Source organism: Aureibacter tunicatorum (genome assembly GCF_036492635.1).
Lineage (GTDB): Bacteria > Bacteroidota > Bacteroidia > Cytophagales > Cyclobacteriaceae > Aureibacter > Aureibacter tunicatorum.
The window spans coordinates 459194-474967 of sequence record NZ_AP025305.1 but is presented as its reverse complement, the minus strand read 5'-3'; the positions used below and the strand labels follow the sequence as shown (position 1 = coordinate 474967).

Below are 15774 nucleotides of genomic sequence, written 5' to 3'. Positions count from 1 at the left end.
GCCCGCCTTATACCGACTCGGTACGTGTGTGGATATGTTGAGAATTATTATTCATGAGTTGCAAAGGTAATAATCAAAATACTGAATATCAAATACTTAAGTTCGATTCGTGATTTTGTGTAAAAAAATATTGCAGTTGTGAATAAATAATTCTGAAATGAAATAGCTTGTTGTTATATGAAGCCCTAAAAAACAAAAGTTGCAACAGAAATAATATCTATTACAACTCTCTATCAATCAAATCGATAAAATTTTTGTCATCTATAATTTTTTGATCGCCAAATTATACGCCTTGTCATAATGATGTATCAAGCTTCTCCAGTCAAAGAACTCTGAAGCCTCCTCTGTCTTATTTCTCAGAGCAATTCTCTCTTTTCTCGTCAACTTGATAAATTTATAAAGCTTATTCGCCAACTGGTCGGCTGAAGCTTCAAATGAGCTATGATCCCTATTATTGACATAGATGCCCTTATCTTCAAATTCCGGCAAGTTCTTCTCTACATAATCTCCAAAGCCTGACAAGTCACTTGTGACAGCAGGAACTCCACTGGCCATGCATTCCAAAGGCGTATAGCCCCAAGGCTCATAATAGCTTGGGAAAATGCCCAAATGACATCCTCTCACAAACTGTCTGTAATCCATTCCAAACAGCGGGTTTGTCGAATTGATGAAGTCAGGGTGATAAACGATCTTTACACGATCTTCTTTATGATTGACTAAATTAGAAACTCGCAAGAAGTTCAAAATTGGGTCATTCACATCATCCTTAAGGTTATGCGTGACGATCTCAGGAAGCTTGTCTGTCTTCCAGGATTGCAACGTTCTTCGATATCTGAGCTTCCAATAATCATCGACAAAATCATTAAGCGAAGGCAGTTTGTATTCGTCGCTTGATGCCGCAGCATAGAACATACGATCGCCAATCTGCTTTTGAATCATTTTGGTCGTTGTTCTTAGCTCTTCAATCATGGCCTTGGACTGAAGCACCGCTGGATTGATCGAGTGATAGGGTTGCTTAGTAATGAAGAACATGACAATGGTTATGTCTGAGCCTTCTTGTTGCAGCCTATAATTTAATTTCGCTAAAGCTTCAATAGTGACATCAAAACCTTTGTTCTTGTATTCAAATCTTCCCGAAGTGAAAAAATACAATGTATTATCCAGATCAAAAGTATATGTCTGGAAAAAGTGAGCCATCACAAACTGATGTATCTTTTCTTTGTAATCCTGATGCAGATTTTGAAATTCGTGCAAGGCAGTGAAACGCTCAATATTGAATCCATTTGGCAATATCTCATCAGGAACTCTGCCTAATAACGCTTCGCATTCCTTTCCAGTGATTTCACTCACTGTCGTCAATACATCCGTGGCTTGAGCCGCGTATCTTTCAATCTTGACTTGCGCCTCAATGTTAAAATTCACAGCTTCTTTATGCCAATCATAAAACGCCAAATGATCATAAAACGAAGGATCATTCATCGCCAGATATCTACCCAGCAATGTCGCGTGAGTTGTGAAAACAGTAGAAACTTTAAAATTCTTGCGTTTGATATTCAATATTGGCAATCCGACCATCCATTCATGAAAATGGCCAATGATGTTCTTGTTGGTAATTTCATGCGTCGCCAAAATCTCAAAGAATTTTTCCGTGAGGTAGCTGAATGCCAACAATTCATCCAATAAATTATCTTCAGAAGGAGATTCTATTTGATGGTTCTCCCATAGATCATATTTGATTTCACCAAGACGGTCATTGACAGAATCGGGATTAAGCAAGACAACCCTTGGACGGCCTGTTACCAACCACTCTCCATAATGCACGTCAAATCCCCATTCTCTCATGGTTTTGACAGCCTTGCAAAATGGTTTATCCTCATCCAAAGGCAAAGGCTCAAAATGCGTGGACACATTGCTATGATTCACATATGGTCCTACAAGGCAATAGTTCTCACCCCACTTTTTAGTAGCCACGGGAGTTTTGGAACGTATAACTGTATAAATCCCCCCCACTTGATTGCAAACTTCCCAAGCCACTTCAACTAACAAGGTCTTGGCAATATTTGATTTTGAAATTCTTCTGGTACTTTTCTTCTTTGTAACTCCTTGTTTCTGAATTGAGTCTCCCATAGATTTGCTTAAAAAAATACTTATGTTTTTGTTCAAATTACGCTCATTTCGGCACAATGGTTTCAAGGGGTAAAAAACCTTGGCGAAAACCCATCAATCACTCTACGAGTAAATTAAAAAACAAAAAGCTATCCATTGAGGATAGCTTTGAATAAAACTTGACTTAAATAGTCATTATTTCTTCTTCTTTTTTAGCTACTAAATCGTCGATTTGAGCTATAAAAGAATTTGTATATTTTTGAACATCGTCCTCCGCTGATTTAACAGCATCCTCCGAAGCACCTTCTTTTTGCAATTTTTTCAACGAATCGTTAGTGTCTTGTCTAACTCTTCTAATTCGTATTTTGCCATTTTCGCCTTCAGACTTTACTTGCTTCACCAAGTCTTTTCTGCGCTCTTCAGTCAATGGAGGAATCGACAAGCGAATGATCTCGCCATCATTCTGAGGATTAAGTCCCAAGTCGCTGTTGATGATTGCTCTTTCGATATCAGACAAAATCTTAGCTTCCCAAGGCTTGATTACAATCGTTCTCGCATCAGGAGTGTTGATTGAAGCCACCTGGCTGATAGGACTCATCGTGCCGTAATAATCCAGCTTGACGCCATCCAGCATGCTAGGCATAGCCTTTCCAGCTCTAATTTTTCCTAGTTCATTTTGCGTATGGCTTACAGCCTTTTGCATTTGCTCTTCGGCATCAGATAAAAAAAGTTCTATTTCTTCCATTTTTTTTGTTTTTATTCTGCGATCAACGTTCCGACCTTCTCTCCTTCAACCAATTTAACAAGATTTCCAGACTTATTCATATCGAATACGATTATCGGCAGGTTATTTTCTTTGCATAATGTGAATGCAGTCATATCCATTACATTCAAGCCTCTCTGGTACACTTCCGCAAAACTAATGCTGTCGAATTTCTCCGCTTTAGGGTCCTTCTCAGGGTCGGCTGTGTAAACTCCGTCGACTCTTGTTCCTTTTAGCACTACATCGGCTTCAACTTCCACCGCTCTCAAACTAGCCGTAGAATCAGTAGTAAAATAAGGATTTCCAATACCTGCTCCAAAGATTACCACACGGCCTTTTTCAAGGTGTCTCAAAGCTCTTCTTCTGATGAATTGCTCGCATACTTGATCGATTTTAAGACCTGACATCAATCTTGTGTCAACGCCGATTTTCTCAAGCGAACTTTGGATTGCCATTGCGTTGATCAAGGTCGCCAACATTCCCATGTAATCGCCTTGAACCCTGTCAATGCCCGATTTCTCTGCCTGAACGCCTCTGTAAATATTTCCTCCTCCGATCACGATAGCAACTTCTACGCCTTTATCTATCGCTTTCTTGATTTCTTGAGAATATCGCTCCAATACTTCAGGATCAATTCCATAACTTTGACTTCCGGTAAGTGCTTCTCCACTTAACTTTAATAATATTCTCTTATATTTCATGACTAGACTATAGCTGTTTCAATAAATCAGACAAATATAATATGGATAAATCTTTTTTTACGTTTTTTAAACCTAAATTATTCCTTTACCTTTCAGAAAATAACTTTACTGCAAAGTTTCTTTCCAATCTCAAAAATATAGCTACAATGACCGTACACAAGTTGTTGACTTTCTTATTTATTTTCATTTCCGCAATTACTTCGGCTTGCTCTCAATCCGAAATCACAGGGAACAGTGAAAGTATTCTCAATAAGAAAATTGCCGAAATTCAAGGCCAAAACTTAAAAAGCGATAGTCTTGTGCTAACTGTAGGGAAAAGCTTTATAGGGACTCCATATGTTTCTCAAACACTTGAAAGGCCAAAGGAAATACTTGTAGTCAACCTCGAAGAGCTAGATTGCACAACGTATCTTGAAACAGTATTGGCAATTTCCAATACTGTAAAATCCGAATCTTCAAGCATTAAAACGTACGAAAGCGAGCTCACCAAAATTCGCTATAGATCCGGACAATTAGCCGGTTACTCATCAAGACTGCATTACTTTACGGATTGGTTGATAGACAATGAAAAGAAAGGCACTTTAAGAATCTTGTCAGACAATTATGGAGAAAAATATGACAAAGAAATTAACTTCATGTCAACCCATGCAGATGCTTATGAAGGTCTTAAGAGTGAAAGTGATTTAGAGGACATCAGAAAGGCTGAAAACCTCCTTAACTCCCAAGAGATTTATTTCATACCAAAAGAAAAACTAAGTGAAATAGAAAGCAATATCAAGTCTGGTGATATATTAGGATTCACAACGCACATCACAGGACTTGACGTCTCTCATGTAGGTTTTGCAATTGTCATCAACAAACAAGTACATGTCATGCACGCCTCTTTGAAAAACGGCGTGATCATTTCAGATAAAACCTTGGCGGAATTTATTGCTCCGGACAGATACACAGGCATCATGCTCGCCAGGCCTATAAATCAATGATAGTATTTTCTTGAATCAATCAACAACTGTACTTTGTCAGGAACTAAATAGCGAATGGATTTTTCATTCTGAATAGAGTTTCTTATAAATGTAGCTGAAATATCGACCATTGGAGAATCAACGTGTACGATTCTGGAATCATTTTCAAATTTATGAGGCTTTGTGTTAGGTCTTGGATAAACTAATAATCCATATTCGTCAAGAATTTGCTCATAGTTTTTCCACTTATGGAAGTGGCTCAAATTATCGCTTCCCACGATCACGTTAAAGCTCTTATTGGGATGCTTGGTGGAAAGGTAAGTTAAAGTGTCTATCGTATAGCTCGGCTTAGGCATATTGAATTCTATATTGCTCGCTTTAAGCAAATCATTGTCTTCAATCGCCGCCTCCACCATATCAAATCTATCGAACTCATGCAATAAAGTGCTTCTCTTCTTAAAAGGATTTTGAGGAGAAACGATAAACCACACTTCATCTATATCTTCTCTCTGGGCTACCGTATTAGCAATAATCAAGTGCCCGACATGTATAGGGTTGAATGAACCAAAAAACAGACCTGTTTTCATTATTATCAAAAGCGGGTCAATGCCTCAAAAGCAATGACCCTGGATTATATCTTCAAAAATTAAATAATTTCCGGCTTCAATGTTTATCACGATAAGTTTTTTATGGCTCTCTTAATCATCCTCCTTTGTATTCCCTCCAGAGGGAAATAAAATGTATAAAAAATCAATCGTGATAATGTCTACTTATTCAAAAAATTGTCAAGCAAGTTTTGAGCGTCAGCCAATGCCACATCCAATTCTTTATTAACAATCGTCGTATCGAATTTCTTTTCAAATCCCATCTCAAATTTTGCCTTGAACACTCTTTGCGAAATGCTGTCTTCGGTATCCGTTCCTCGATCACCAAGCCTTTCTCTTAAAGTCTCAATATCTGGTACTTTCACAAATATGGACAAAGCGTCTTCGCCAAAGTACTCTTTCAAGCTTATGCCTCCTTTTACATCCACATCGAAGATCACGTTCTTGCCCTCGCTCCAGATTCTTTCGATTTCGGTTTTCAAAGTGCCGTAAAAATTTCCCTGATAGACTTCTTCCCATTCCACAAAAGCGTCTTGGTCAATCTTCTGCTTGAATTCATCAGGAGTAAGGAAATAATAATCCTTACCATTTTGCTCAGCTCTTCCTCTTTTGTCTCTTGTGCACGCTGATATCGAGAACATAAGATCATCTCTAGTCGACAATAAATGCTTCACGATAGTTGTCTTTCCAGACCCCGAAGGAGCTGAAAATATAATGGCTTTACCTCCCTTGTTACTCATATTATTATAGAAATCTACGTTGTTAATTTTTCAAATCAGTATGGCATGGGAAGCGGGTTTTAAAATTGCAATGCTAGTGTCTGCAAAACTTGAAAATTTCCCATATGCAAAGTTATAAAGAATTTTGATTTATATCGCATTATACCTTCCCATATACTTTGGAACAGCAACCTTGTTGACTTTCTCTCACATAATATTATCCAGCATGAATTTTGTCGTTATAATTTATTTCTAAGAATTAATTGGAATCATTTAAAAATATATTTTAGATAATTTTTAAATGAAATATACAAAAAATTCCAACATTAAGTAAAATTAAAATATATTTACATCAATAAATAATTTAAATAATAATAAAAACAAACGAATTTTAATTGTCCCAAAATATATCACATAACTATTATTATCTATTTTTTTAAGATTCAACAATGACTTTAAACAACGAACTACTGATACTCATGTATCATCAAATTGACAAACCTAAAGCAGATGCCAAAATAAAAGGGCTATTCACCAAACCCAGTCAATTCGAATGGCAAATAAAGCTATTGCAAAAGAATGGCGCTAACTTCACAACCTTTGAAGAAATAGAAGAAAAAGGCATGGATCCTGAGAGAAAAAATGTCATACTTACTTTCGATGACGGGTCTGATTGCTTCATAAAAAACGCTTTTCCTATTTTAAATAAATACAAGGCAAAATCAGTAGTTTATCCTGTATTTAACGCCATAGGAGAAAAAAATGTAGTCTTTGAAGAAAGCACAAATAAAAGCACTATAGACTTGCTTACTAATGAAGAACTAATTCAATTGAACAATGACGGTGTGGAGATTGGATCTCATTGCTTGAATCATGTTCACTTGGCCGAGAAAAATGAAGAAACGGTCCTCACTGAACTGATAGACTCAAAAAAAGGGCTGGAAGAAATTATTGGCAAAGAAATCGTGTCAATAGCTTATCCGTTTGGCAGCTATAATGAAAAAGTTCTAGATTTAGCCCATCAAGCTGGCTACACTTGGGCTGTTTCAACAAACCCAGGAAGCAATATCAAAAAAAACAAACTTGAACTTTCTCGCGCAGCTGTTAGAGGCTACAAGCTCAGCCATTATTTCAAATTTTGGAGGATGGCTAAACGAGAACTAGCTGAAGCGTAAACGAAATTAAAAGAGCAGCCAATACAGCTGCTTTTACTTTTTCAATATTTCTTTATAAATCTCCAAAGTTCTCGCAGCGGTAACTTTTTTATCAAACTTCTTCAGGTGCTCATTTGCCCCAGCTACCAGTCTATTTTTTAACTTCGAGTCATCCATCAATCTCATAAATGAGCGGTACAAGCCTTCCACATCTCCAACATCACAAAGCAAGCCTGTTTGTTCATTGATAATCAATTCAGGTATTCCTCCAGCATTCGTGCCTACAACAGGGACTTGACAACAAAATGCATCCAGTATACTTGTCCCCAATCCTTCGGATCTAGAAGTAATCGCCATAACATCAAGCTGTGGCAACACTTCTGGAACATTATTCAAAAAGCCAGTAAAAACGACATGATCTTCTATGCCTAATTTTCTAGAAAGCTCCTTCAACTCAAGCTCCAGTTTTCCTCCCCCCACTATCAATAAGCGAACGTTTTTTTTCTGCTTTAGCAATTTACCCACCGCTAAAATCAAAGATTTGTGATCTTTCTCCGCTGTCAAAGCTGCTATAGAACCAATCAAAAAGTCTTCTGCGGGGATATTATAAGATTCTCTTAAACTAAATGACGTTGAAATATTGAACTTGTCGCAAGTAGTCCCACTATAAACTTTAGCTACTTTCTCTTTGTCATCAACAACCCCCAATACCTTATTCTTGACAGACTCAGAAACGCATAGCACCTTTTTCATATTTTGGTGATTGTATTTCCATCTTGACAGTCTTCCTTTTTTTATCGGGAAATCGACTCGTCTACTTACAACCACAGGTGTTTTCATTCCCAAAACACTCGCCCAAAAAGCTATGGAATGCCCTTTGCCGCTATGACTATGAATCACGTCTATCGAGTATTTCTCGCAATATTTCTTTATCCCTAAAGCTGTCGAAAAGCTCAGTGAAGAACCAAAAGGCAACGACAGATGGGGGATATTTTTCGAAATGCAAAACTCTTCAAAAGCTGTCGCCTTTCTTACTGCCACATGACAATCAATCCCCTTAGATGACAACTCCTCGATCAAATAAGCGATCTGCTGCTCCCCTCCTCTCCAACTTTTTTCAGAACTAAGCTGTAAAACTTTCATTAGATGTAAATTACTTGATGCTAAAAATAAAGAAATACATTCATCGCAAACTTAAAAATTAAAAACTCAAAACAATAGTCTTTCTCACAATTGATTTATTAAACAAACTCCATTTCATTTATTGAAATTAAAACTATACAAGATTATTTTTAAATAATTGATCAAAAATAGTATGTTATATTCTTAAAGACCGAGCTTTATCACACTTATCTTTACCAACAGTAATAATGTCTAACACATTAAATCAAATTCGTTTGTAGCTAAAATCAGGCGATTCATCCAGATTTTGTTAAATAAATGATCTTCAAGTTTCTGTAGAAAATAAAGTTTTTGCAAATTAGTAGATTAACTAAAAATAAATACTGGCAAGCTCATGCTATTAAGGCTTTTCCCACCTTATATTTGCTGATATTGTAAAGGACTAACCTAATGAATATATTAATAATTAGCTACCAAGGAGGCATCGCAGGTTCGACATATTCTGTTTCATTCTTAGCAAAGGGACTGGCAGAAAGAGGCCATAAAGTAGTCCTTGCCACCAAAAAGGGCAATCATGCCGAAGAATTAATCAAAGGCACAAAAGTGGTTTTTGAACCGATGGAGTTTCTTGGACGTGTTAGTTTCAAAGACATGAGTAGGCTAAAGGAAATCGTTGAAAAACATGATATTCAACTAATCAATGCCCAAGCAAGCTTGGACAGATATATCACAATACTTGGCAAATGGTGGCATAATCTCAACGTAAAGCTTGTTCATACAAGAAGACAAGTTCCTAAAAGCGTAGGCGGATATTTTCAAAATGCCTTTTATACAAAAGGGACAGACAAGATCGTAGCTGTAAGCGAAGGGATCAAAGGAGACTTGGTAAAGATGAAATTGCCTGCAACACATATTCATGTCATTAATAATGGCACTCCCAAGTCAAAATACAAGCTCCTTGAGAATTACATTCCAAATGAATTAAGGGAAAAGTACAGCATCGCACAAGACGATTTTGTCATCGGTTCTGTATCAAGGTTGAAACATCAAGAACATCTACTAAAATCACTGGAGTTAATCAAAGAGCCTGTTACTGTTATATTCATAGGCATAGACGGAAAAGAGCCAGCTATTTCTGAGTTAATAAGCACATTGAACATTAGCCAACACAAAATTCTTTTTCTAGGCACTATTTCTCCGGAAGAATCTCTCAAGCACTACAAGTTGTTTGACATCAAAGTTTTGTGCTCGCATATGGAAGGACTATCTCAAGCTTTGCTGGAGGCCATGTTCATAGGAGTTCCTGTATTGGCAACAAATATGGCAGGCAACCCATCTCTCATCAAACACAATGAAAATGGCTACCTTTTCGAAAATGACAACTATCAACAATTAGCTGATCAAATACTGAAATTGAAGCATTCTAAAACAGAAAGAGAAAAGCTTAAGCAAGGCGGATTGAAAACTGCCAACAATGATTTTTCTATCGAGAAAACTTTGGACAATTATGAAACATTCTTTCAAGATTTAATCAACGACGCATGAGAGTATTAATTATCGAATTCAGCAATGGCCACTCAGAACTGCTCGACTCTCATTTCAAAATATTGAAAAACTTAGGAGCCGAGACATTTCTAGCTATCAATAAAGCTTGCTACAACAATATTGACATTGCTCCCCATAAACTTATATACGTTGAAGATGAATATACATTTATTCAAAAGGTTAAATTGATTTTAAAACTTAACCAATTCATCAAAAAGAATAATATTCAAAAAATCATCTTCAATACCGCTGAGGGAAACATAATAAGGTTCATAGCCCCTTTTCTTAAAAAAGTGGAAATGATAGGAGTTTTGCATCACGCGCATAAACTTACTGAAAGCAATTCTCAAAAGATGATCTGCAAATGGATCAAAAAGTACTTTGTTCTAGGTGAATATATTGAACGAAACCTTCAAGAAACTATTGACGACTTAAAAATCAAATGCCTATACCCAATCTTCTACAATCAATCTCACTTCTCCCAACATCAAGACAAATACTTCAATATCTGCATTCCAGGGAATATTCAATTCAAGCGCAGAGATTATAAAAGCTTAATAGACGAAGTCAAGCTAAACCAAAACTCTATCCCTGACAACGTACAATTCATCTTACTGGGCAACATAGAAAATGGAGATGGCCCTGCAATCAAACAAATGATTGAGGATGCTGGCATCAGCAATTTTTTTCGTTTCTTCCATGAGTTCGTCCCCAATGACACTTTCTACAACGAACTTAATGGCGCCAAGCTCTTATTGCCATTGATCACTCCACAAGTAAACCAGTACGAAGAATATACTAAAAGCCGAATTTCGGGTACGTTTTCGCTTTCCTATGGGTTTAAAATTCCAATGATTCTGTCATCGAATTTCAAACATATAGAGCCTTTCAAAGACACTTCCTTTATTAGCGACGATCTTATCGATACTATTTTGCATTTGAAAGAGAATGAAAAAAAGATTCAAAGCATGCAAAATAAAATCAAAAATCATCCGACATTTAGCCTTGAACATAATTGCAAAAATTTCGAAGAACTTTTAACCTAGTCATAATACAACCATGAGTTGCAGTCTAAGCGCGGTCATCATCACCAAAAACGAAGAAAAAAATATTGGCAAATGTCTGGAAGCACTATCCAAAGTCTCTGATGAAATTATTGTCATTGACTCATTGTCTACAGATAAAACAGAAGAAATATGTCTTTCTTACAAGGCTCAATTCATTAAAAGGCCCTTCGCAGGTTATTCAGCGACCAAAAATCATGGAAACAGTTTGGCTAAAGGAGATTTCATAATCTCCATTGACGCAGACGAAATACTGTCAGAAGAGTTGATATCGAACATATTAGAAGAAAAATCCAAAGGTTTTCCACAAACAATATACAGATTCAATCGACTTACGAATTATTGCGGCACATGGATCAAGCATTGCGGTTGGTACCCTGATACTAAAACAAGGTTATGGAAAAATGGAATCGCCAACTGGGAAGGCAGCATTCACGAAACCTTGTCTTACCCAAAAGAGCTTTCCCCCACTCATCTGTCAGGAGATATCCTGCACTTTTCCTTTCATTCCATTGAACAACATCTGAATGTAATGAACAAGTACACTACTTTAATGGCTGAAGAAGCGTTCAACAAAGGGAAAAAAGCTTCCATGTTCAAACTAATTTTCAGCCCATTATTCAAATTCATTAAGAAATACTTTTTCCAAAAGGGCTTTTTGGACGGATATTATGGATTTATCGTTTGCGTATTGTCAGCTTTTTACGCTTTTTTCAAATTTATCAAACTTAGAAGGCTTCAACAAATCAACAATAATCAATAAATCCTTATTCTGCCATCAGGATAAAGAGCAACCCTGACATAAAACAAATTAATTTGTCAGAAATTAGAACTGAAAATGACATTTTTTCTTGCCGAATATTGTTAAATCAGTCAGTTTGTCATGAAAATCGCCCGATTTTTGATTGGCACAGACCTTGTTTTTCCAGAAAGAGAATTTCAATAAAGGAAAAATAAAAAAGTAAAAATATATTCAAATGGGAAAAATAATCGGTATTGATTTAGGGACTACCAACTCATGCGTAGCCGTAATGGAAGGTAACGACCCGGTTGTTGTTACGAATAGCGAAGGAAAAAGAACTACTCCATCTATTGTTGGATTTTTGGACAATGGAAAAGGAGAAAGAAAAATAGGTGATCCTGCAAAAAGACAAGCAATCACCAACCCTCACAACACTGTATACTCTGTAAAAAGATTCATGGGTAAAAAATTCTCTAACGTTGGAGAAGATGTAAACCACGTGCCTTACAAAGTAGTTGAGGGATCTAACAATACAGTTAGAGTTGAAATCGGAGATAGAGAATATAGCCCTCAAGAAATCTCAGCAATGATTCTTCAAAAAATGAAGGCAACTGCTGAAGAGTTCTTAGGACAAGAAGTTACTGAAGCTGTGGTTACAGTGCCGGCATACTTCAACGACGCAGAAAGGCAAGCGACTAAAGAAGCTGGTCAGATCGCTGGTCTTGATGTGAAGCGTATTATCAATGAGCCTACTGCCGCGGCTTTGGCTTACGGTTTGGATAAAAAATCAGAAGATCAAGTAATCGCTGTTTATGACCTTGGTGGTGGTACTTTTGATATCTCTATCCTTGAGCTTGGCGACGGTGTATTCGAAGTGAAATCAACTAACGGTGACGTTCAGCTTGGTGGTGACAACTTTGACCAAGTATTGATCGACTGGTTGGCTGACGAATTCAAGAAAGATCACAACATCGATCTTAAGAAAGACCCTATGGCTCTTCAAAGATTGAAGGAAGCTGCTGAAAAAGCTAAAATCGAGCTTTCGTCTTCAGCAAGCACTGAAATCAACTTGCCATACATCATGCCTGTTGACGGTATTCCTCAACACTTGGTAAGAACTCTTTCTAGAGCTCAATTCGACCAATTGACTCATGACTTGGTGCAAAAGACAATCGAGCCTTGTAAAAAAGCTCTTCAAGACGCTGGTCTTTCCACAAGCGATATTGATGAAGTAATCTTGGTTGGTGGTTCTACTCGTATTCCTGCGGTTCAAGAAGCTGTTGAGAAATTCTTCAACAAAAAGCCACATAAAGGTGTAAACCCTGACGAAGTAGTTGCTGTAGGTGCTGCTATACAAGGTGGTGTATTGACAGGTGAAGTAAAAGACGTTCTTCTTCTTGATGTTACTCCTCTTTCTCTTGGTATTGAGACTATGGGTGGCGTATTCACTAAACTAATTGAGTCGAACACAACTATTCCTACTAAGAAGTCAGAAGTATTCTCAACTGCAGCTGACAGCCAGCCTTCAGTGGAGATTCACGTTCTTCAAGGTGAGCGCCCAATGGCTAACGATAATAAAACTATCGGTAAATTCCACCTTGACGGTATTCCACCAGCTCCAAGAGGTGTTCCTCAAATCGAAGTAACTTTCGACATCGACGCGAATGGTATCTTGAACGTATCTGCTAAGGATAAAGGAACAAATAAAGAGCAAAAGATTCGTATCGAAGCTTCTTCAGGATTGACAGAAGAGGAAATCGAGAAAATGAGACAAGAAGCTGAAGCTAACGCTGACGCTGACAAGCAAGCAAAAGAAAAAGTTGACAAGCTTAACGCTGCTGACTCATTGATCTTCCAAACTGAGAAGCAATTGAAAGATTACGGTGATAAGATCTCTGAAGCTAACAAAAAGCCGGTAGAAGAGTCTTTGGAAGAGCTTAAGAAGGCTTACGAAAACAAAGATGATCTAGCGACAATCGATGCCGCAGTTGAAAAACTGAACAAGGCGTGGGAAGCTGCTGCTCAAGAAATGTATCAAGCGCAACAAGCTGAACAAGCTGCTGGCGGAGCTCAACCGGGTCCTGATGCTGCTGGACAACAACAACCTAATGATGGTAAAGGCGGCGACGATGTAGCTGATGTTGACTACGAAGAAGTGAAATAATTAGATTAGATATATGATATTAAAAGCCATTTGCTTGATTGCAAATGGCTTTTTTTATGATTTTATTTTCCTTCTTTTTCCTGCTTCAATTTTTTCAAAGCTGATATCTCATCCCTGAACTTGGCAGCTTGAATGAAATCAAACGCCGAAGCAGCTTTTTCCATTTTCTTTTGAGTCTCAGCAATCAACTTCTCCAATTGTTCCGTATCCATATAAGAAACCACAGGATCCTCCACAACTGAAGCTTCTTCAGGCTCTACATAGTATTTATGTTGCTCAGTTGGCTTTTTGGCATCCGCTACGGAAGTTTGTTCCATGATAGATTCCTTGGACTTGCGAACAGTTTTTGGAATGATGCCATGCTCTTCATTATAAGCCATCTGTATAGCTCTTCTTCTGTTCGTCTCATCTATAGAAACTCGCATAGAATCTGTCATCTTGTCGGCATACATGATCACCTCGCCATTTTCATTCCTTGCGGCTCTACCAATTGTCTGAATCAAGGATTTCTGATTTCTCAAGAAACCTTCCTTGTCAGCATCCAATATCGCTACTAATGAAACTTCCGGCAAATCCAACCCTTCTCTCAACAAATTCACACCCACCAATACATCAAAATGACCCAAACGCAATTCTCTCAAGATTTCCACTCGATCCAGCGATTTGATTTCAGAATGTATATATCGGCATTTGATGCCTGCTCTTTCCATGTATTTGGTCAGTTCTTCCGCCATTCTTTTTGTAAGCGTTGTAACCAATACACGCTCATCCTTTTTAACTCTTTCGTCGATTTCCTCAAGCAAATCATCTACCTGATTCAGGCTTGGACGAACATCGATCTTAGGATCCAATAGTCCTGTAGGTCTTATCAACTGCTCAACAATAACACCCTCGGATTTTTTCAATTCATAATCTCCGGGAGTAGCGCTTACAAATACTATTTGATTCACTAAGGATTCGAATTCTTCAAATTTCAAAGGTCTGTTATCCAGCGCTGAAGGCAATCTGAATCCATAATCCACCAAATTTATTTTACGTGCTCTGTCTCCACCCCACATTGCTCTAATTTGTGGCAAAGTCACATGACTCTCGTCCACAAAAATCAAAAAATCATCAGGGAAATAATCAATAAGACAGAATGGTCTTCCACCAGGCTCTCTTCGGTCAAAGTATCTAGAATAGTTTTCAATGCCAGAGCAATAGCCCAACTCGCGAATCATCTCCAAGTCAAACTCAGTTCTTTCCTTGACTCTTTCGGCTTCCAATGGCCTGTGCTCTTCTTCAAAATAAGAAACCTGCTTCACCATATCATCTTGAATCTCTTTGATAGCTGTTTGCAAAGTTTCTTTGCCTGTCACAAATAAATTGGCAGGAAAAATAGTGATCGCTGTCTCCTCCGATAATTTTTGTCCAGTAGCCGGATCGATTCTTTGAATCGCTTCAACCTCCTCGCCCCAAAAATAAATACGATACGCAAAGTCAGCATAAGCGACGAATATATCCACAGTATCGCCCTTCACTCTGAAAGTTCCTCTTCTAAAGTCAGCTTCCGTACGACTATAAAGAATATCCACTAATTCAAATAAGAATTTATTTCTGGAAATAACGTCGCCAATCTTCACTCCAAGTACTGTCTTTCCAAATTCTTCCGGATTTCCAATACCATAGATACATGAAACCGAAGCCACGACAATCACATCTCTTCTTCCGGAAAGTAATGCTGAAGTAGCGCTTAACCTCAACTTTTCAATCTCGTCATTGATCGCCAAATCTTTTTCTATATACGTGCCAGTAGTAGGAAGAAAAGCCTCAGGCTGATAATAATCGTAATAAGAAATAAAATATTCCACAGAATTATTAGGGAAAAACTGCTTAAACTCTCCGTAAAGTTGAGCTGCCAATGTTTTGTTATGACAAAGCACCAAAGACGGCTTGCCTGTGTTTTGTATAACATTAGCCATGGTAAACGTTTTCCCCGAGCCTGTCACACCAAGCAATGTCTGGAACTCTTCGCCTGAGTCTATTCCATCAACTAAAGCGTTTATAGCTTTGGGTTGATCTCCAGTAGGTTCAAATTCTGTAGTAATCTGGAAGTTCATTTCTTAAACTGTTCTCTTTTCTGTACTA

General features: G+C 37.6%; 13 protein-coding genes. 6 read left to right on the top strand and 7 right to left on the bottom strand.

Annotation, left to right across the window (positions count from 1 at the left end; genetic code table 11):
- Window positions 1–261: 261 nt before the first annotated feature.
- From AABK36_RS01860 to pyrH, 3 genes are all read right to left on the bottom strand, one after another.
- A complete protein-coding gene (locus AABK36_RS01860; protein WP_309937334.1) occupies window positions 262–2127 on the bottom strand; it encodes a glycosyltransferase in 1866 nt (621 codons plus the stop codon).
- Between the two features lie 163 nt (window positions 2128–2290).
- Entirely contained in the window at window positions 2291–2851 is a 561-nt protein-coding gene (frr, locus tag AABK36_RS01855) for a ribosome recycling factor (protein ID WP_309937333.1), read from the bottom strand.
- Window positions 2852–2862: 11 nt separating this feature from the next.
- Entirely contained in the window at window positions 2863–3570 is a 708-nt protein-coding gene (gene pyrH / locus AABK36_RS01850) for a UMP kinase (RefSeq protein WP_309937332.1), read from the bottom strand.
- A 146-nt stretch (window positions 3571–3716) separates the two neighbouring features.
- On the opposite strand from pyrH, the gene AABK36_RS01845 reads away from it, so the two are divergent.
- Window positions 3717–4553: an N-acetylmuramoyl-L-alanine amidase-like domain-containing protein gene (locus AABK36_RS01845; protein WP_309937331.1), complete on the top strand. Its 837-nt coding sequence runs from the start codon at window positions 3717–3719 to the stop codon at window positions 4551–4553.
- On the opposite strand, the gene nadD is transcribed toward AABK36_RS01845, so the two are convergent.
- Both nadD and gmk read right to left on the bottom strand, forming a co-directional pair.
- Window positions 4547–5119, bottom strand: a complete 573-nt coding sequence (gene nadD / locus AABK36_RS01840; protein ID WP_309937330.1) for a nicotinate (nicotinamide) nucleotide adenylyltransferase — start codon at window positions 5117–5119, stop codon at window positions 4547–4549. The two genes, AABK36_RS01845 and nadD, sit on opposite strands and share 7 nt — an antisense overlap.
- Window positions 5120–5298: 179 nt before the next feature.
- The gene (gene gmk, locus AABK36_RS01835; protein WP_309937329.1) at window positions 5299–5877 is read right to left on the bottom strand and encodes a guanylate kinase; all 579 of its coding nucleotides are present in this window, start codon (window positions 5875–5877) and stop codon (window positions 5299–5301) included.
- A 428-nt stretch (window positions 5878–6305) separates the two neighbouring features.
- Between gmk and AABK36_RS01830 the strand changes: the two genes are divergently transcribed.
- Window positions 6306–7031: a polysaccharide deacetylase family protein gene (locus AABK36_RS01830; protein ID WP_309937328.1), complete on the top strand. Its 726-nt coding sequence runs from the start codon at window positions 6306–6308 to the stop codon at window positions 7029–7031.
- Between the two features lie 33 nt (window positions 7032–7064).
- On the opposite strand, the gene AABK36_RS01825 is transcribed toward AABK36_RS01830, so the two are convergent.
- A complete protein-coding gene (locus tag AABK36_RS01825) occupies window positions 7065–8153 on the bottom strand; it encodes a glycosyltransferase family 4 protein (RefSeq protein WP_309937327.1) in 1089 nt (362 codons plus the stop codon).
- A gap of 429 nt (window positions 8154–8582) precedes the next feature.
- On the opposite strand from AABK36_RS01825, the gene AABK36_RS01820 reads away from it, so the two are divergent.
- The 4 genes from AABK36_RS01820 to dnaK all read left to right on the top strand — a co-directional run bounded on the left by AABK36_RS01820 (window position 8583) and on the right by dnaK (window position 13647).
- Entirely contained in the window at window positions 8583–9677 is a 1095-nt protein-coding gene (locus AABK36_RS01820) for a glycosyltransferase family 4 protein (RefSeq protein ID WP_309937325.1), read from the top strand.
- Complete coding sequence (locus tag AABK36_RS01815; protein WP_309937324.1) at window positions 9674–10723, top strand: glycosyltransferase family protein; 1050 nt, start codon at window positions 9674–9676, stop codon at window positions 10721–10723. The genes AABK36_RS01820 and AABK36_RS01815 overlap by 4 nt, the downstream gene beginning before the upstream one ends.
- Window positions 10724–10736: 13 nt before the next feature.
- Complete coding sequence (locus tag AABK36_RS01810; protein ID WP_309937323.1) at window positions 10737–11504, top strand: glycosyltransferase family 2 protein; 768 nt, start codon at window positions 10737–10739, stop codon at window positions 11502–11504.
- 214 nt (window positions 11505–11718) lie between these two features.
- Complete coding sequence (gene dnaK / locus AABK36_RS01805; protein WP_309937322.1) at window positions 11719–13647, top strand: molecular chaperone DnaK; 1929 nt, start codon at window positions 11719–11721, stop codon at window positions 13645–13647.
- 62 nt (window positions 13648–13709) lie between these two features.
- Here dnaK and uvrB read toward each other — a convergent pair whose 3' ends face one another.
- Window positions 13710–15746 (bottom strand): excinuclease ABC subunit UvrB, encoded by a 2037-nt coding sequence (gene uvrB / locus AABK36_RS01800; protein WP_309937321.1) that lies wholly within the window; start codon window positions 15744–15746, stop codon window positions 13710–13712.
- Window positions 15747–15774: the final 28 nt, after the last annotated feature.

Bases quoted from the DNA above. Each gene is read 5' to 3' on its own strand.
- AABK36_RS01860 (WP_309937334.1), bottom strand. From the start codon at position 2,127: ATGGGAGACTCAATTCAGAAACAAGGAGTTACAAAGAAGAAAAGTACC.
- frr (WP_309937333.1), bottom strand. From the start codon at position 2,851: ATGGAAGAAATAGAACTTTTTTTATCTGATGCCGAAGAGCAAATGCAA.
- pyrH (WP_309937332.1), bottom strand. From the start codon at position 3,570: ATGAAATATAAGAGAATATTATTAAAGTTAAGTGGAGAAGCACTTACC.
- AABK36_RS01845 (WP_309937331.1), top strand. From the start codon at position 3,717: ATGACCGTACACAAGTTGTTGACTTTCTTATTTATTTTCATTTCCGCA.
- nadD (WP_309937330.1), bottom strand. From the start codon at position 5,119: ATGAAAACAGGTCTGTTTTTTGGTTCATTCAACCCTATACATGTCGGG.
- gmk (WP_309937329.1), bottom strand. From the start codon at position 5,877: ATGAGTAACAAGGGAGGTAAAGCCATTATATTTTCAGCTCCTTCGGGG.
- AABK36_RS01830 (WP_309937328.1), top strand. From the start codon at position 6,306: ATGACTTTAAACAACGAACTACTGATACTCATGTATCATCAAATTGAC.
- AABK36_RS01825 (WP_309937327.1), bottom strand. From the start codon at position 8,153: ATGAAAGTTTTACAGCTTAGTTCTGAAAAAAGTTGGAGAGGAGGGGAG.
- AABK36_RS01820 (WP_309937325.1), top strand. From the start codon at position 8,583: ATGAATATATTAATAATTAGCTACCAAGGAGGCATCGCAGGTTCGACA.
- AABK36_RS01815 (WP_309937324.1), top strand. From the start codon at position 9,674: ATGAGAGTATTAATTATCGAATTCAGCAATGGCCACTCAGAACTGCTC.
- AABK36_RS01810 (WP_309937323.1), top strand. From the start codon at position 10,737: ATGAGTTGCAGTCTAAGCGCGGTCATCATCACCAAAAACGAAGAAAAA.
- dnaK (WP_309937322.1), top strand. From the start codon at position 11,719: ATGGGAAAAATAATCGGTATTGATTTAGGGACTACCAACTCATGCGTA.
- uvrB (WP_309937321.1), bottom strand. From the start codon at position 15,746: ATGAACTTCCAGATTACTACAGAATTTGAACCTACTGGAGATCAACCC.